Raw genomic sequence first — 17,373 nt, 5'->3', positions numbered from 1 at the left:
CACCCGCTGCTGATGGGGTTGATCCTGGCCGCGCTCGCCACCCGACGCCTGCCCGCCCGCGCGCTGACCGTGGCGGCGCTGGCGGCACTCGCCGTGGCCCTGCCGGCCCTGCGCAGCCCGGCCCCGGCCGAGGCGGCGCAAGGCGCCACCCGCTGGGCCGGTTTCGATCAGGCCAGCCTCGCGGCCCATGTGGCCGAAGGAAAAATCGTGCTGGTCGACGTCACCGCCGACTGGTGCCTGACCTGCAAGGCCAACAAGGCGCTGGTGCTCGACCGCGATCCGGTGGCGGCGCAGCTGTCGGGTGACGCGATCCTCGCCATGCAGGCCGACTGGACCCGCCCCGACCCCGCGATCTCGGCCTATCTGCAAAGCTTCGGCCGCTACGGCATCCCGTTCAACGCGGTCTACGGCCCGGCCGCGCCCAATGGCATCGCCCTGCCGGAAATCCTCACCGAAACCGCCATCTTCGAGGCAATAGAGGCCGCCGGCGGCTGACCGGGTCCAGCCTTCTTCTGTTCACAAATACCCTCGGGGAGCGCGAGGGGCTGGCCCCTCGTTCCTGCCGCCGGCCACAGAGCCTAGCCGTCGAACTCTGCCAGCCCCTGCGCCACCACCTGCCGCCGCGGGTCCTCGGCAGGCAGCCCGTCCAGCAGGCCCTCGGCCGCCCGGTACGCCTCAGCCGCCAGCGCGCGCTCGCCCAGCACCCCGTAGGCGCGGCCAAGCTGCAGCCAGCCGTCGAGGTCGTCCGGCGCGTCCTCGAGCCGCGCCGCGAGGCCAGCCACCATCGAGCGGATGAAGGCGTCGCGCTCCTCGGCCGTCATCTCCTGCGCCGCCTCGACGTCCTCGGCACTGGGACCGCGCAGGTTGACGAAATCGCCAAGCGCCACCGGCTCAGCGCCGGTCTCGGCGCCGATCCGGTTGGCCTGCTGCACGAAGATCTCCATCCAGGGCTGCAGGTCGCTCTCCTGCTCCAGCCGCAGCAAGAGCAGCTCGCGGGCCTGGCCGGCGCGGCCGTCCTGTTCCAGCCATTGCGCCTTGTAGTAGCTCGCCGCCGGGTTCAGCACGTCCATCGCCAGCGCCCGGTCGATCGCCGCCCCGGCGCTGGTGGTGATCACCCCGTCGTTGGCCGCGATCAGCGCCTCGGCCCATTGCGTCAGATGGCCGGAATGCGCGTCCTCGCGGTCGACGATGCGGCCCAACGCCTCAGCCGCGGCGGCGTAGCGGCCCATCTTCATGTAGGTCTGCGCCAAGAGCTCCCAGCCCTCGGTCGGCCCGCCCGCCTCATCCGTCAGCAACCGGTTGCGCAGCTGTTCGGTCAGATCGACGATCTTGCGGTCCTCGGTCCGCTCTGCCTCGCGCGCGACAAACGGCAGGCTCTCGGCGCCGGGTGCGCCGATGGTGACATAGACCGCGCCCGCCAGCAGCGGCACCAGCACCGCCAGCCCCATCAGCACCGGCGCCCCGCCGGTGCCCACCGGGCCGCCGCGCCCCTGGCGTTCCACCGCCAGCATCCGACGCTTGATCTCGATCTGCGCCGCCGCGGCCTCGGCCGGCGAGATCAGCCCGCGGTTGCGCTCGGCCTCGATTTCCCTGAGCTGGTCGACGAAGATCGCCAGCGCGCCCTCGCGGTGCCCGACGGTGGCGCCAGAGCGGCGCCAAAGCGGCAGCAGGATCACCAGCACGGCCAGAAGCGCCAGTGCGGCAGCGGGTACCCAGAATGTCATGCGTCAGATGTCTTTCCTGTTCGCGTCGCCGTCATAGCGCGCCACCAGTTCGGCCACGCGCGCCTCGTCCTCGGCGCTCAGCGCCTCTGCCCCGCCGCGCCCGCCGCGCCGCCGCAGCGCCATGCCGGCGGCCACGCCCCCCAGCGCCAACAGGCCGAAGGGCGCCAGCCAGAGCGCATAGGTGGCGGGCTTGAAGGGCGGCTTGAACAGCACGTAATCGCCGTAGCGGTCAACCAGGTACTGCCTGACCGCGTCATCGCTGTCACCGGCCAGCAGCCGCTCGCGGATCAACAGCCGCAGGTCGCGCGCCACCCCGGCGTTGGAACTGTCGATCGGCTCGTTCTGGCAGACCACGCAGCGGATGTCCCTGGAGATCTCGCGCGCGCGGGCCTCGAGCAGCGGGTCGTCGAGGATCTCGTCGGGCTCCACCGCCGCCGCCATCCCGGCCAGCACGATCAGCAGCGTGGCAAGAAGCCCCCTCACGTGCCCGCCCTTTCGCGCGCCGCCGCCAGCGCCTGGCGCAGGTCGTCCTGCGCCTGCTCGGTGGCGATCGGCCCGACATAGCGCCAGACCACGGTGCCGGTGGCATCGACGAGAAAGCTCTCGGGCACGCCGGAGATGCCCCAGTCAAGCCCGGCGCGGCCGCTCTCGTCCGATCCGATCCGCAGGTAGGGATTGCCCAGCTCTTCGAGCCATGCCTTCGCATCCTCGGGCTTGTCCTTGTAATTAATGCCGAAAAGCGGAAATCCCTCTTGCGTCGCCAGCCGTGTCAGGACCTTGTGCTCGGCCCGGCACGGCACGCACCAGGAGGCAAAGACATTGACCAGCACCGGCTCGCCGCCGGCCAGGTCACCGCTGGCCAGCCCGGGCACATCGACGCCGTCTATCGGCGCCAGGTCGAAGGCCGGCACCGGTTTCGAGATCAGCGCCGAGGGAATGGCATTCGGGTCGCGGTCCGGGTTCAGCCCCCAGACGAAAAAGCCGCCGAGGATCAGCACCACCAGGATCGGCAGCAGGACGAGGATACGTTGCATGTCGTTTACTCCGCAGGTTGCGCCATCTCGGGCGCCCGGGCGCGGCGCGGCGCGCCGACGCGCAGGCGCCGGTCGCTGAGGCTGAGCGCCCCGCCCAGCACCAACATGAAGGACCCGAGCCAGATGAAGTTGACCAGAGGTTCGAACAGCACCCGCAGCGTCCAGGCATTGCCCGCCGTGGCCGCCGCCGGCTCTGCCATCGAGGCATAGAGGTCGCCGCCAAGGGTGTGGCGGATGGCGCTCTCGGTGGTCTGGCTGCGCGCCACCGGGTAGTTGCGCCGTTCCGGGTAGAGGTATTGCAGGAATTCACCGTCGCGGCTCACCGCGAGGGTGCCGCGAGAGGCGGTGTAGTTCGGCCCAGGCACCTGCTCGACGCCCTGGAACTCGAGATCATAGCCTGCCACCTGCACCCGGGTGCCCGGCTCGGCAAAGACGATCACGTCCTCCTTCCAGGCCGAAGAGCCGACAAAGCCGAAGATGCAGACCGCCAGCCCGAGATGCGCCAGGCTCATGCCATGGCTCGCCCGCGGCAGGTTGCGCGCCCGGCGCAGGCTCTCTGACAACGGCGCGCGGAACAGCTTGATCCGCGCCGCCCAGTCCTGCGCCGTGGCGACGAACAGCCAGATGCCGAGGCCGAAGGCCAAGACCGCCAGCGCCGGCCCGCCGGTCACAAGGTACCAGATCACCAGTGCCGCCAGCGCCGCCAGCGCCAGCGCCAGCCAGAGCCGTTGCAGCACGCCCTTCAGGTCGGCCCGCTTCCAGGTCAGCAGCGGTCCCAGCCCCATGACAAAGACCAGGGGCAGCATGATCGGCACGAAGGAGGCATTGTAGAACGGCGGACCGACCGAGATCTTGTCGCCGGTCACCGCCTCGAGAAACAGCGGGTAGAGCGTGCCGAAGAGCACCGTGCCGGTGGCCACCGCCAAGAGCAGGTTGTTGATCAGCAGACCGCCCTCGCGGCTCACCGGGGCAAACAACCCGCCGCCCTCCATCGCCGGCGCGCGCACCGCATAGAGCGTCAGCGAGCCGCCGATCGAGACGCCCAGCAGCCCGAGGATATAGACCCCGCGCTCGGGGTCGACGGCAAAGGCATGCACGCTGGTCAGCAGGCCGGATCGGACGATGAAGGTGCCCAGCAGCGACAGCGAAAAGGTGAGGATTGCCAGCAGGATGGTCCAGGATTTGAACGCCCCGCGCTTTTCCGTGACGATGGCGGAATGCAGCAGCGCCGTGCCCAGCAGCCACGGCATGAAGCTGACGTTCTCCACCGGGTCCCAGAACCACCAGCCGCCCCAGCCGAGCTCGTAATAGGCCCACCAAGAACCCAGCGCGATGCCGGCGGTCAGGCTCATCCAGGCGGCCAATGTCCAGGGCCGCACCCAGCGCGCCCAGGCGGCATCGACGCGCCCCTCGATCAGTGCCGCCACGGCAAAGCTGAAGACGATGGAGAAGCCGACATAGCCCACGTAAAGCAGCGGCGGATGGATCGCGAGGCCGATGTCCTGCAGCAGAGGGTTGAGGTCATTGCCGTCCAGCGGCGGCGGCAGGATGCGCTCGAACGGGTTCGAGGTGAACAGCATGAACGACAGGAACCCGACCGAGATCCAGGCCTGCACCGACAGCGTCCGCGCCCTGAGCGCATGCGGAATGTTGCTGCCGAAGACCGCGACACCGGCGCCGAACAACGTCAGGATCAGCGTCCAGAGCAGCAGCGAGCCCTCGTGGCTGCCCCAGGTGGCGGCGACCTTGAAGATCATCGGTTTCAGAGAGTTGGAGTTCTCGGCCACGTTCCTGACGGTGAAATCGCTGACCACGAAGGCCCACATCAGCGCGCCAAAGCCAAAGCCCACGAAGAGCAACTGCCCCAGCGCGGTCGACTGCGCCGAGCGCATCCACAGCAGGTTGCCGCGCGCCGCGCCCGCCATCGGCACCAGCGATTGCACCAGCGCCAGGGCCAGCGCCAGCGCCAGGGCGAATTGTCCGAGTTCCGGGATCATGGCACCACTCCCCAAGGGCTGTCAGATCATTGCAACAGTCCTAGCCCCTGACACGTGAAGATTTAAGTCACCATTTCGTTGAAACGCGTATCATTTGGTCGCAGCCCGGTGGCTGACCGGCAAAACTTTCCCGCCCGGCCCATTGCCTCCTGCGCCGCGATGGGGTCACTTCCGGTGACCTTTCAAAGCCGCAGGATCGCCCATGTCGCTTCGCATCTTTATCAACGGATTCGGCCGCATCGGCCGCACCATCACCCGCATGGTGCTGACCGATCACTCCGATATCGAGATCGTCGGCATCAACGACATCGCGCCACTGGACACCTGCGCCTATCTCTTCGCCTACGACAGCGTCTTCGGGCCCTTCCCCGGCGGTGCCGAAGCGCGCGACGGGGCGCTGCAGGCCGGCGGGCGGCAGCTGCCGATGCACCGGCTGGAAGACATCTCGACCCTCGATCTCGCTGGCGTCGACATCGTGCTGGAATGCACCGGCAAGGCACAGACCCGCGACATTGCCGAGCGTGGCCTGACCGCCGGCGCGCGGCGGGTGCTGATCTCGGGGCCGTCGCCCGCGGCCGACGACACCATCGTGCTTGGTGCCAATACCGAACGTCTGGCGGATCAACCCGTGATCTCCAACGCCTCCTGCACCACCAATGCGCTGGCGCCGCTGTTGCGCCTGCTTGACGCAGCGGCGGGGGTGGAATCCGGTCACATGACGACGGTGCATTGCTACACCGGCTCGCAGCCGACGGTGGATGCGCCACGCGGCGATCTGGTCCGCTCGCGTGCGGCCGCGCTGTCGATGGTGCCCACCACCACCTCGGCCGGGCGGCTGATCGGCGTGGTGCTGCCGCATCTGGCGGGCCGGATCGAGGCGCGCGCGATCCGCGTGCCGACGGCCTCGGTCTCGGCCATCGACCTGACGGTGCAGACCCGCGCGCCGATCACGGCGCAGGCGCTCAACAGCCTGGTCCGCGATGCCGACCCTGCGCTCTTCGGCTATACCGACCAGCCGCTGGTCTCGACCGACCTGCGCGGCCGCCCGGAATCGCTGGTGGTGGCCGGCCGGGAAACCTCGGTCTCGCTGGGCGGCGTGCTGCGCATCTTCGGCTGGTACGACAACGAATGGGGCTTCTCTGCCCGCATGCTCGACATGGCCCGCCGCATGGCCTGAGGCCGGCGGCAGCGCAACAGAGCCGACGGCAGCGCAACAGGGGGCCAGCCCCCTCGGCCTGCGGCCTCACCCCCGGAGGTTTATTTTGCAAGATGAAGGAGCGGACGGTCTCCCCTGCTTCATCTTGCCGGACAAACTCCCGCCGGAGGCATGAAAGTTCTTCCTTGCACCGCCCGCGCCTCGAACGCGCCCCCGTAGGGTGGGTTTCCAACCCACCGCGCCGGCAAGGAAAAGGGCGGCCCCCAAGGACCGCCCCCCTCTCGAGCCCGGGACCGAAGGCTCAGCCCGCCGCAGCGACCGCCCGCCGGGTCATCACCGCCACCAGATGGGCGCGGTAGGCTCCGGTGCCATGCAGATCGCCGATCATCCCGTCGCCGGAGACCGAGAGCCCCTCGAGCGCGCTCTCGGCAAAGCTGCCGCCCAGCGCCTGCTCCGCCTCGGTCCAGCGGAACACGCCTTCCTCGGAGGCGCCGGTGACGCCGACGCCGACCCGGTCGGCGAACTTCGCAACGAAGACACCCACCAGCGGAAAGCGCGAGGCCGGCTGTTCGAACTTGATGTAGGCCCCGCGCTCGGGGATCGGGACTTTGACCGCGGTGATGATCTCGCCTTCTTCCAGCGCTGTGGTGAACATGCCCTGGAAGTAGTCATCCGCCGCGATCTCGCGATTGTTCGTCACGATCGTCGCGCCGCAGGCCATGGCGGCCGCCGGGTAGCAGGCCGAGGGGTCGTTGTTGGCCAGCGAGCCGCCGATGGTGCCGCGGTTGCGTACCGCCGGATCGCCGATCTTGGAGGCAAGATAGGACAGCCCCGGGAAGCTGTCCTTGGTCTCGCGCGCGATGGTGCCGTGCGTGGTGCCACCGCCGATGGTCACCGTGTCGCCGTCGCGGCGGATGCCCCTGAGCTCCTCGATGCCGGTGAGGCTCACCAGTTTCGACGGGCTGGCCAGCCGCTGCTTGAGCGTCGGGATCAGCGTCTGCCCGCCGCCCAGCGCCTGGGCCTCGTCGTCGGCCAGCGCGGCCAGGGCGTCGGCCAGTGACGTGGGCCGTTCGATGTCAAAGCTGTACATAGGTCAGACCTCCCTCAGGACGCAGAGTTGATGGCCGCCCAGACCCGCGAGGGCGAGGCCGGCATGTCGATGTGATCCACCTTGTGACCGCCGGAATTCAGCGCGTCCAGGATGGCGTTGATCACCGTCGGCGGCGAGCCGATGGCGCCGGCCTCGCCGCAGCCCTTCACCCCCAGCGGGTTGTGGGTGCAGGGCGTCTGGCAGGAGTGGTCGACCGTATAGGCCGACATCTCCGGCAGATCGTCGGCCCGCGGCATGGCGTAATCCATGTAGGAGGCCGAGAGCAGCTGGCCGTTCTCGTCATAGGCGCAGTTCTCGAGCAGCGCCTGGCCGATGCCCTGGGCGATGCCGCCATGCACCTGGCCCTCGACGATCATCGGGTTGACCACATTGCCGAAATCATCCGCCGAGACGAACTTCTCGATGGTGGCGACGCCGGTCTCGGGATCGACCTCGACCTCGCAGGCATAGGCGCCGGCCGGATAGGTGAAGTTCGACGGGTCGTAGAAGGCCGTCTCCTCCAGCCCCGGTTCGATGTCCTCGAGCGGGTAGTTGTGCGGCACATAGGCCGCGAGGCAGACATCGCCCCAGGCCACCTGCTTGTCTGTGCCCGCGACCGAGAACTGGCCGTCCTTGAGCTCGATATCCGCCTCGGCGGCCTCGAGCAGGTGGGCGGCGATCTTCTTGGTCTTGGCGATGATCTTCTCGGCCGCGCGCACCATGGCCGAGCCGCCGACCGCCAGCGAGCGCGAACCATAGGTGCCCATGCCCATCGGCGCATTGGCGGTGTCGCCATGGACGATCTCGATCTGGTCCTCGGGGATGCCGATCATTTCCGAGATCACCTGCGGGAAGGCGGTCTCATGCCCCTGCCCGTGGCTGTGAGAGCCGGTCATCACCACAAGACCACCCGTGGCGTTAACCCGTACCGTGGCGCTTTCGTAAAGCCCCGCGCGTGCGCCCAGCTGGCCCACCAGGTTCGACGGCGCGATGCCGCAGGCTTCGATGAAGCAGTTGATACCGAGGCCGCGCAGCTTGCCCTTGGCCTCGCTCTGCTTGCGCCGCTCGGCAAAGCCGTCGCGGTCGATCAGCTCGAGCATCTTGTCCATGGTGGCGTGGTAGTCGCCGGTGTCATATTCCACCGCCACCGGGGTCTGATAGGGGAACTCGGTGATGAAATTCTGACGCCGCAGTTCCACCGGGTCGACGCCGAGCTCTCGTGCCGCCTTGTCGATCACGCGCTCGAGTTGATAGGTCGCCTCTGGCCGTCCGGCACCGCGATAGGCATCGACCGGCACGGTGTTGGTGAACACCGCCTTGACGTTCACATAGACGTTCGGCGTCTTGTAGTTGCCGGCCATCAGCGTGCCATGCAGCCAGGTCGGCACCGAGGGTGCGAAGGTCGACAGATACGCCCCCATGTTGGCATAGGTCTCGGTGCGCACGGCGGTGAAGTTGTTGTCGGCATCGAGCGCCAGTTCGATCTTGGTCACGTGGTCGCGGCCATGGGCGTCGGACATGAAGGCCTCCGACCGGGTCGAGGTCCACTTGACCGCACGGTTCAGCGCCTTGGCGGCGAAGGTGCAGAAGGCCTCCTCGGCGTAGTGGAAGATCTTGGTGCCGAAGCCGCCGCCCACGTCAGGCGCCACCACCCGCAGCTTGTGCTCTGGAATGCCGAGCACGAAAGCGCCCATCAGCAGCCGGATCACATGCGGGTTCTGGCTGGTGGTGTAGAGCGTCGAATCGCCGGCGGCGCGATTGTAATCGCCCACCGCGACACGCGGCTCCATCGGGTTGGCCACGAGACGGTTGTTGACCAGTTCCAGCGTAGTGACATGGGCGGCCTTGGCAATCGCCTCCTCCACCGCGCCCTTGTTCTCCTCGACGAACCCCCAGTCGTAGCAGAGGTTGTCCGACAGATCGTCATGCACCCGTGCCGAGCCCTCGGCCAGCGCCGCCTTCATGTCGACGACGGCCGGCAGCTCCTCAATGTCGAGCTCGATCGCCTCGGCGGCGTCGCGCGCCTGCTGCAGGGTGTCGGCGACCACGGCGGCGACCGGTTCGCCGACGTGACGCACCTTGCCCTGGGCCAGCACCGGGTGGCCCGGTTCCTTCATCACTTCGCCGTGGCGGTCGGTCACCTGCCAGCCGCAGGGCAGTCCGCCGACGCCTTCGAAATCGGCGCCGGTGAAGATGCGCACCACGCCCGGCATCGCGGACGCCGCGCTGGTGTCGATATTGCTGATCCGGCCATGCGCCACGTCCGAGCGCAGGAACTGCACATAGGCCTGGCCGTGCACGTTGATGTCATCGGTGTAATTGCCGGCGCCGGTCAGAAAGCGCACGTCCTCGCGGCGCTTTGTGCTGGCTCCTATGCCTTGATCTTTCGGCATTCTTTGTCCTCCCATGGGATCGGTGGGTTACAAACCCACCCTACGGTCGGTGCGTGTTCACTGCGCACCCTGGCGAGATGTCATTCGGCGGCGACCGCCGGAACCTCCTGGCCCGACGCCGCGAGGATCGCGCGGACGATGTTGTGATAGCCGGTGCAGCGGCAGATGTTGCCCTGCAGGTAGCTGCGCACCTCGGCCTCGGTCGGCTTGGGGTTGTCCTTGAGCAGCGCCGCCGCCGACATCACCATGCCGGGGGTGCAGAAGCCGCATTGCAGACCGTGGTAGTCCTGAAACGCCTGCTGGATGGTGTTGAGCGAGCCGTCGGCATTGGCCTGACCCTCGATCGTCGCCACCTCGGCGCCCTCCGCCTCGGCCGCGAACATGGTGCAGGCCTTGACCGCCTCGCCGTTGACATGCACCACGCAGGCGCCGCACTGGCTGGTGTCGCAGCCCACATGGGTGCCGGTCAGGCGCAGGTCGCTGCGCAGGAACTCGACAAGCAACGTGTTGCCCGCCACGTCACCGCTCACGGATTTGCCGTTCACGGTCATCGATACCTTGGTCATGAAGTCCTCCCTTGGTTATTTCTTTGATGAATGTGCCGGATCGCCGCTCACGAGACGATCCGCTTGAACCAGCCCTTTTTCGGGGCCTCACCCTCGCCGGTCGCGGCCCCTGTCTCGGCGCCGGCATCAGCCTCCGCCGCGGCCGGCTCCGCCTCGGACGGGCCCTCGACCGCGGCCTTGAAGTTGTCAAAGAACTGGTCGGCCATCTTCTTGGCAAAGCCGTCGATGATCCGGCTGCCCAGCTGCGCCAGCTTGCCGCCGACCTTGGCCTCGACGTCATAGCTCAGCAGCGTGCCCTCGCCCTTGGGTTCCAGCCGCACGTCGGCGCCGCCCTTGGCAAAGCCCGCCGCCCCGCCCTTGCCTTCGCCGGTAAGCGTCAGGCTCTCGGGACGGTTCATCTCGGACAGGGAGACGGTGCCCTTGAAGGTGGCCTTCACCGGGCCGACCTTCTGGACGACCTTGGCCTCGAAGCCCTCTTCGGGGCTGCCGGTCATCTCCTGGCAGCCGGGCACGCATTGCTTGAGCACATCGGGGTCGAGAATGGCAGCCCAGACGATCTCTGGCGCGGCGGCAATCTCTCGGGAATCGGTTAGTTGCATGGTGTTGGTCTCCTCGGGTCCGAACCTAGGCGTGGAACGCCGTAACCTGCTATTATACAAAGGTGCCGAATGGCCCCAGACAGCGGCGGCGCGCGCCATGCGACCTTTGGACAAAGGACCGGCGCCGGTATCGCCGCTAAGCTGAGCCTACCGCAGAACGGACAGTGCACAATGACCAATGACCCCCTGACGCCGATAAACGGCATTTCCCGCGCCCTGGTGATCGACGACCACCCGCTGTTCTGCGATGCGCTGGTGCTCACCCTGCGCTCGCTCTGCACCGGCGCCAGGGTCGAGACCGCTGCCAGCCTCGCCGAGGGGCTGACCCGGGTCGCGGAGGCGCCGGCGCCCGACATCGTGCTGCTCGATCTCAACCTGCCGGACGTCAACGGCCTTGACGGACTGCTGCGGCTGCGCGCGGCGCTGGGCCAGACCAGCCCGGTCATCGTGGTCTCCTCGATGGCCGACAGCCGGACGATCTCCAAGGCGCTCTCGGCGGGAGCTGCGGCCTTCGTGCCGAAACACAGCCAGAAACCGGCCTTTCACAAGGCGCTGAGCGCGGTGCGGCGCGGCGAGGTCTATACGCCGGAAGACTACCTGCCCGACGCGCATGAGGGGTCCGAGGAGAACGACGCCATGGAGCGGCTGGCCACGCTGACCAACCAGCAGTCGCGCATCCTGCAGCTGATCTGCGAGGGCAAGCTGAACAAGCAGATCGCCTTTGACCTGTCGATCGCCGAGACCACGGTCAAGGCGCATGTCACCGCGATCATGCGCAAGCTGGGGGTGCAGAGCCGCACCCAGGCGGTGCTGGTGGCGCAGGACGCGCGGCTTGGCGGCAGCTTGCCAGACCCGTCGCATCACGCGTAAGCTGCGCCGCAGCACGCACGAGGGACCATCGCGCGCCGCAGGGAGGCTGGCGCGCCGCGAAAGGGAGAGCGCGGCCCCCCAAGAGGGCAGCGCACAACGAGGCAACAACGCGGGACAACCGAGAACTTGGACGGCCAGTCAGCAGACCCGGCCGCCGTGGGAGGACAGGGATCGGGGCTGCGCAATGCGCAGGTCTCGGTGCATGACACCGATCCGGTGGGCGCCATCGCGGCGGGGCTCGGCCCCGGCCCGTTCGAGCTCGTGCTGCTGTTTGTCAGCAGCCACGGCGATTTCGACCGCATCGCCGCCGCGGCCCATGCGCGGCTTGACGCCCGCCATGTCTCGGCCTGCACCACCGCCGGGGAAATCGGCGCTTCGGGCTACGAGGACGACCAGATCGTGGCGCTGGGGTTGCTGCCGTCGCATTTCCGCGCCGCCTGCTATCTGGTCGACGGGCTCGACCGGCTCGATCCGCAGTCCGAGATCGACAAGCTGATCCGCCACCGCGTGGCGCTGGCCGACGAGGCGCCGAAGTTCATCTCGGAATTCGCCTTTCTCGCCATCGACGGGCTGTCGCTGCGTGAGGATGAGCTGACCGCCGTGCTCTCGACCGGGCTGGGCGGCGTGCCGCTCTTTGGCGGCTCGGCCGGCGATGGCGAACGTTTCCGCCGCACGCGGCTGGCGCTTGACGGCGAGACCCGCGACAATGCCGCGGTGGTCTCTCTGGTGCGCTCGGTCGGTGCGATCCGTGTGTTCAGCCTCGACCACCTGACCCCTACCGACATCAAGATGGTGGTGACCGAGGCCGATCCGGCGCGGCGCATCGTCTGCCAGATCAATGCCGAGCCGGCGGCGCGCGAATATGCCCGCATCGTCGGCAAGATGCCCGACCAGCTCGACCAGTTCACCTTTGCCGCCCATCCGGTGGTGGTCCAGCTGGGCCAGCGCCACCACGTCCGCGCCATCCAGCGGGTCAACGAGGACGGCGAGCTGGTGTTTTTTTCTGCCATTGACGAGGGCATGGTGCTGACCCTAGCCACCACCGAGGACATGGCCGGCCACCTCGAGACCGAGCTCTCGGGGCTGTCACGCGACCGCGCGCCGGAGATGATCCTCGGCTGCGACTGCATCCTGCGGCGGCTCGAAGCGGGGCAGAACCAGCAGACCCGCGCGGTCTCGGAGGTGCTGCGCCGCCACAAGGTGCGCGGCTTTTCCACCTATGGCGAACAGCTGGGCGCGCTGCATGTGAACCACACCATGACCGGCGTCGCCTTCTATGCGCCGGATGACGGCACATGACCCTGATCAACCCCGCAGACAGCGTCGAGCGCCAGAACGAAAAGCTGCTGCGCATCACCCAGTCGCTGATGCGCCGGGTCGAGCAGCAGCAGGACCCCTCGGGGCTGGCCTATGCCCAGTTCGAACGCGCCGCCCTGCTCGAGGACCAGGTGCGGTCGCGCACCCGCGATCTCGAACGCGCGCTCGACCTGCTGCATGACAGCAACCTGCGACTGGAACACGCCAGCGCCGAGACCGAGGCGGCGCGCGCCAACCTCGCCGATGCGATCGAGGCGGTGCACGAAGGCTTTGCCCTGTTCGACAGCCAGGACCGGCTGGTGCTGTCGAACAGCCGCTTTTGCCAGGACATGCGCGACATTGCCGACCAGCTCACCCCCGGCCTGCCCTTCGATCGCTACGTCGAACTGGTCAGCCAGTCGGCCTACCTTGCCCTGCCGCAGGGCGACACCGCGCTGAGCTGGGCGCTGAAACGCAAGGCGCGGCACCGCGAGAATGACGCGATGTTCAACGTCCGGCTGACCCAGGACCTCTGGCTGCAGGTCTCTGAGCGGCGCACTGCCAGCAAGGGCACCGTGGTGCTGCAGACCGACGTGACCGACCTGATCCGGCTCGAGCGAAAGGAGCGCGCCAGACTGCAGAACAAACAGGCCCGGCTGATCGCCGCGACGCTGGAACACCTCAACCAAGGGGTCTGCATCTTCGACGACGCCGCCCGGCTGATCGGCTGGAACGCCCGGGTGGCAGAGCTGTTGCGGCTGCCGCTGACCCGGGTGCAGCGCGGCGCGGGGTTTGCCGCGCTGATCGACCAGATGCCCGAGGATTTCACCCTGTCGCACGGCATGTCGCGCAAGCGGCTGCTGGAATGGGCCGATCGCCCCTCGCGGCGCGGCGCGCTGCGGTTCGAGGCGGCGCAGGGGGCGGCGCTGACGCTCGATGCCTTTGCCCAGGGGCTGCCGGACGGCGGCTTCGTGATCTCCTTCACCGATGTCACCGCCGAACGCAACGCCGCCCGCGCCCTGCGCGAGATGAACGAACGGCTCGAGGCACGGGTCGCCGAACGCACCACCGAACTGGCCTCGGCGCTGGCCGAGGCCGAGCGTGCCAATGCGTCCAAGAGCCGCTTCGTCGCCGCCGCCAGCCACGACCTGCTGCAGCCGCTCTCGGCCGCCAAGCTGTTTGTCGGCACGCTCTCGGGCGAGGACCTCACGCCGGTCGGCACCGAAACACTGGGCAAGATCTCTTCGGCGCTGGGCTCGCTCGAGCATATCATCGAGGCGCTGCTGGACATGTCCAAGCTCGACAGCGGCCGCGCGGCGTTTGACCTCCGTCCGGTCGATCTGGGGCAGATCTTCTCGACCCTGAACACCCAGCTCGAACCGCTGGCGGCGCAGAAGGGGCTGGACCTGCGGGTGCTGCCCACCACGGCCCGGGTCGAGACCGACCCCTCCTATCTGCGCCGCATCCTGCAGAACCTGCTGGGCAACGCGGTGCGCTATACCGCGCGCGGCAAGGTGCTGATGGGGCTGCGACGTCAGGGCGACCGGGTCAGGATCGAGGTCTGGGACACCGGGCCCGGCATCGCGCCCGAACACCGCGACATGATCTTCCGCGAGTTCAGCCGGGTCGACGCGCCGGCCTCGGCCTCCGAAGGGCTGGGGCTGGGGCTTGCCATCGTCGACCGCGCCTGCGCCGGCCTCGGCCTGCCGCTGGGGCTGCGCTCCGAGCCGGGCCGCGGCACGGTGTTTTCCGTCACCGTGCCGCTGGCCTCGCGCGCGTCGCGCGCCCCCGCCCGCCGCAGCGCGCCGCGGGTGCCGTCGCCGGGGCTGGCCCCACCGGGGCTGCCGGTGCAGGGCCGGGTTGTCTTTCTGGTCGAGAATGACACTGACCTGCGCCGGGCGCTGACCCTGTCGCTCGAGGGCATGGGTGCGGATGTGATCGACGTCGGCAATGGCCGCGAGGCGCTCGACCTGCTCGACGAGCTCGAGATCACCCCGGATGCGCTGATGCTCGACGAAGACCTCGGCCCCGGCATGACCGGCACCGAGCTTCTGGGCGAGATCACCGGGCGCTACGGGCCGATCCCCGCGCGCATCATCTCGGCCCAGCGCGCGCCGACGCTGCGCGAACGCTGTCAGTCGCTTGGCGTGCCGCTGCTGTCCAAGCCGCTCGAACGGCGCGACCTGGAACTTTTCCTGTCGGAGCTGGTGTGAGGTTTGCGGTGACCCTCCGGTTTGACGCCGGCGGGCGTGCCGTGGCGGGAGTGACCGGCAACCTCCGGCGGTGGTGTCGAGCCCCCGGAGCACGTCCGGGGCGCGGGGCGGGAAAACCGGAGACCGTCAGCTCTCAAGAAAACCGACGTCCCGGACCTGATCCTGGTCCTCCTGTGGCGGGGTAGAGGCCCCGGAGCAGGTCCGGGGCATGGGGGCGAAAAAATTGGAGACCGTCAGCTCTCGGAAAAACCGCCGTCCCGGACCTGATCCGAGACCTCCTGCGGCGAGGTAGAGGCCCCGGAGCAGGTCCGGGGCGTGGGGCCGGACAATCGGCCCCGTCAGACCCGTGTGCCGAATTCCACCGGCGCGTTCTTCCCCACGCCGCCTCGCCTCCATGCGACCAAAGTCCGGCCCGAACAGGCGAGACACCCCCGGCAGACCTGCTAAAGTGCCGCGCGGGAGGACCTGTGATGAAGGGCATACCGGAAACCGCGCTCGACTGGCACCGCGCCGGCAAGGGCGCCGCGCTGGCAACGGTGATCGAGACCTGGGGCAGCGCCCCGCGACGGATCGGCGCGCAGCTGGCGATCAGCGGCGCCGGCGAGATGGAAGGCTCGGTCTCGGGCGGCTGCGTCGAGGGCGCGGTGGTGATCGAGGCGCTCGACGCGCTCGAAGAGGGCAAGCCGCGGGTGCTGGAATACGGCGTCTCTGACGGCGATGCCTTTGCCGTCGGCCTCGCCTGCGGCGGCACCATCCGGGTTCTGGTCGAGCCGGTCGGCCCCGCCCTGCCAGAGGACATGCTGGCCGATCTCGTCGCCGCCCGCGCCGCGCGCCGGCCCATGGCCTACGTGGTGGATGTCAAGAGCGGCGCCCGCCGGCTCGACGCCACCGGCCACGAGAGCCGCTTTCGCATGGACCGCTCGGGCTTCGAGGCCGACGGCACCACCTTCGTGGCGATCCACAACCCGCCGCTGCGGCTGATCGTGATCGGCGCGGTGCATATCGCCCAGCATCTGGTGCCGATGGCGCGCGACACGGGCTTCGACCCGGTGGTGATCGACCCGCGCGAAAGCTTTGCCGCCCCGGCCCGCTTTCCGGGCACCCGGCTGCTGCACGACTGGCCCGACGAGGCGGTCTCAACCCTGGGCCTCGATGCCCGCACCGCGCTCTGCCTGTTGACCCATGACCCCAAGCTCGATGATCCGGCGCTGATCGCGGCGCTCTCGGCCGAGGTCTTCTACATCGGCGCGCTGGGCTCGACCCGCACCCATGGCAAGCGGCTCGAGCGGATGGCCGAGGCCGGCTTTACGCCGGCGCACTGCGCCCGCATCCACGGCCCCATCGGCCTTGACATCGGCGCCGCCAGCCCGGCCGAGATCGCGGTTTCGGTCCTGGCCGAGATGATCCGGGTGCTGAGGCACGGCGCATGAGGTTCGGCCCGCTGCCCCTCACCCTGGCCGAGGGCGCGGTGCTGGCGCATTCGGTGCGGCTGGCCGGCGGTCGGCTGCGCAAGGGCGTGACGCTGACCGCGGACCACCTGACGCAACTGGCCGCGGCCGGCGAGACCGAGGTGATCGCCGCCAGGCTCGACCCCGGCGACGTGCATGAGAACGCCGCCGCCGCCCGGCTGGCCGCCGCGCTGGTGCCCGATCCCGAGGATGCCGGGCTGCGGCTGACAAAGGCCTTTACCGGCCGCGTCAACCTGCTGGCGGCGGGGCCCGGAGTGGCGATGCTGGATATCGACCGGCTGCACCGGCTCAACCGGATCAACCCGATGATCACCCTCGCCACGGTGCCCGACTGTCAGCAGATGACCGAAGGCGGCATGGTCGGCACGGTCAAGATCATCTCCTATGCGGTGCCCGGTACCGATCTCGACGCCGCCTGCGAGACCGCCCGCGGCGCGCTGGGGCTCGCCCGTCCGGTGCTGCGCAGGGCGACGCTGATCGTGACGGAGATCCCCGGCGGTGCCGGCGAAAAGGGCGTGCCGGCAATCCGCAGCCGGCTCGAGGCCTTGAACCTGACACTCGACCGGGTGATCCCGGTGCCGCACCGGTGCCAGGCCATCGCCGAGGCCTTGGGAGAGGCTGACAGCGAGTTGGTGCTGATCCTCACCGGCTCGGCCACCTCGGACCCGCATGACGTGGCGCCCGAAGCGCTGCGCCGGGCCGGCGGAAAGGTCGAGCGGTTCGGCATGCCGGTCGATCCCGGCAACCTTTTGTTTCTGGGGGACCTCGCGGGGCGGCCGGTGATCGGCCTGCCGGGCTGCGCGCGGTCGCCGGCGCTCAACGGCGCCGACTGGGTGCTGTCGCGGGTGGCCTGCGGCCTCGCGGTCAACCATGACGACATCGCGGCGATGGGCGTCGGCGGGCTGTTGAAAGAGATTCCCACCCGGCCCCAGCCCCGGCGCGGCTGACGACCTGAGGTCCTGCGCC

15 protein-coding genes are annotated in these 17,373 nt (G+C 68.9%); 7 read left to right on the top strand and 8 right to left on the bottom strand.

From position 1 onward, the window contains the following. Positions 1-495, top strand: a 495-nt coding sequence (locus VOI27_RS01405) for a thioredoxin family protein (RefSeq protein ID WP_323763487.1), incomplete at its 5' end; no start/stop codon positions are given. Positions 496-578: 83 nt separating this feature from the next. Here VOI27_RS01405 and ccmI read toward each other — a convergent pair. From ccmI to VOI27_RS01385, 4 genes are read right to left on the bottom strand one after another with little or no spacing between them, the layout of a single operon-like run. Beyond that, positions 579-1,724 carry a c-type cytochrome biogenesis protein CcmI gene (ccmI, locus tag VOI27_RS01400; RefSeq protein WP_323763486.1) on the bottom strand — a complete coding sequence of 382 codons (1,146 nt, stop codon included), beginning with the start codon at positions 1,722-1,724 and terminating at the stop codon, positions 579-581. Positions 1,725-1,727: 3 nt separating this feature from the next. Continuing rightward, on the bottom strand, positions 1,728-2,207 hold the full coding sequence (locus tag VOI27_RS01395; protein WP_323763485.1) for a cytochrome c-type biogenesis protein: 480 nt from the start codon (positions 2,205-2,207) through the stop codon (positions 1,728-1,730). Beyond that, positions 2,204-2,758, bottom strand: coding sequence for a DsbE family thiol:disulfide interchange protein (locus VOI27_RS01390; RefSeq protein ID WP_323763484.1), 555 nt, complete (start codon positions 2,756-2,758; stop codon positions 2,204-2,206). Before VOI27_RS01390 ends, VOI27_RS01395 begins: the two co-directional genes overlap by 4 nt. A gap of 5 nt (positions 2,759-2,763) precedes the next feature. Further along, a complete protein-coding gene (locus VOI27_RS01385; protein WP_323763483.1) occupies positions 2,764-4,755 on the bottom strand; it encodes a heme lyase CcmF/NrfE family subunit in 1,992 nt (663 codons plus the stop codon). A gap of 202 nt (positions 4,756-4,957) precedes the next feature. Between VOI27_RS01385 and VOI27_RS01380 the strand changes: the two genes are divergently transcribed. Then, complete coding sequence (locus tag VOI27_RS01380; RefSeq protein WP_323763482.1) at positions 4,958-5,932, top strand: type I glyceraldehyde-3-phosphate dehydrogenase; 975 nt, start codon at positions 4,958-4,960, stop codon at positions 5,930-5,932. Between the two features lie 280 nt (positions 5,933-6,212). Here VOI27_RS01380 and VOI27_RS01375 read toward each other — a convergent pair whose 3' ends face one another. From VOI27_RS01375 to VOI27_RS01360, 4 genes are all read right to left on the bottom strand, one after another. Then, positions 6,213-7,001 (bottom strand): FAD binding domain-containing protein, encoded by a 789-nt coding sequence (locus VOI27_RS01375; protein WP_323763481.1) that lies wholly within the window; start codon positions 6,999-7,001, stop codon positions 6,213-6,215. 14 nt (positions 7,002-7,015) lie between these two features. Then, positions 7,016-9,394 carry a xanthine dehydrogenase family protein molybdopterin-binding subunit gene (locus VOI27_RS01370; protein WP_323763480.1) on the bottom strand — a complete coding sequence of 793 codons (2,379 nt, stop codon included), beginning with the start codon at positions 9,392-9,394 and terminating at the stop codon, positions 7,016-7,018. 80 nt (positions 9,395-9,474) lie between these two features. Further along, positions 9,475-9,960, bottom strand: coding sequence for a (2Fe-2S)-binding protein (locus VOI27_RS01365; protein ID WP_323763479.1), 486 nt, complete (start codon positions 9,958-9,960; stop codon positions 9,475-9,477). A gap of 47 nt (positions 9,961-10,007) precedes the next feature. Next, positions 10,008-10,559 carry a carbon monoxide dehydrogenase subunit G gene (locus VOI27_RS01360; RefSeq protein ID WP_323763478.1) on the bottom strand — a complete coding sequence of 184 codons (552 nt, stop codon included), beginning with the start codon at positions 10,557-10,559 and terminating at the stop codon, positions 10,008-10,010. 171 nt (positions 10,560-10,730) lie between these two features. Between VOI27_RS01360 and VOI27_RS01355 the strand changes: the two genes are divergently transcribed. The 5 genes from VOI27_RS01355 to VOI27_RS01335 all read left to right on the top strand — a co-directional run bounded on the left by VOI27_RS01355 (position 10,731) and on the right by VOI27_RS01335 (position 17,354). After that, positions 10,731-11,429: a response regulator transcription factor gene (locus VOI27_RS01355; RefSeq protein ID WP_323763477.1), complete on the top strand. Its 699-nt coding sequence runs from the start codon at positions 10,731-10,733 to the stop codon at positions 11,427-11,429. 126 nt (positions 11,430-11,555) lie between these two features. Beyond that, a complete protein-coding gene (locus VOI27_RS01350) occupies positions 11,556-12,728 on the top strand; it encodes an FIST N-terminal domain-containing protein (RefSeq protein ID WP_416374624.1) in 1,173 nt (390 codons plus the stop codon). Continuing rightward, positions 12,725-14,938 carry a PAS-domain containing protein gene (locus VOI27_RS01345; RefSeq protein WP_323763475.1) on the top strand — a complete coding sequence of 738 codons (2,214 nt, stop codon included), beginning with the start codon at positions 12,725-12,727 and terminating at the stop codon, positions 14,936-14,938. Before VOI27_RS01350 ends, VOI27_RS01345 begins: the two co-directional genes overlap by 4 nt. A 470-nt stretch (positions 14,939-15,408) precedes the next feature. Continuing rightward, the gene (locus tag VOI27_RS01340) at positions 15,409-16,368 is read left to right on the top strand and encodes an XdhC family protein (protein ID WP_323763474.1); all 960 of its coding nucleotides are present in this window, start codon (positions 15,409-15,411) and stop codon (positions 16,366-16,368) included. Further along, on the top strand, positions 16,365-17,354 hold the full coding sequence (locus VOI27_RS01335) for a molybdopterin-binding protein (RefSeq protein WP_323763473.1): 990 nt from the start codon (positions 16,365-16,367) through the stop codon (positions 17,352-17,354). The genes VOI27_RS01340 and VOI27_RS01335 overlap by 4 nt, the downstream gene beginning before the upstream one ends. Positions 17,355-17,373 lie beyond the last annotated feature (19 nt).

It is taken from the genome of Marinovum sp., assembly GCF_034669705.1.
Classification (GTDB): domain Bacteria; phylum Pseudomonadota; class Alphaproteobacteria; order Rhodobacterales; family Rhodobacteraceae; genus Marinovum.
The sequence above is the reverse complement of the archived record's forward strand: the minus strand, read 5'-3'. Positions and strand labels throughout refer to the sequence as shown.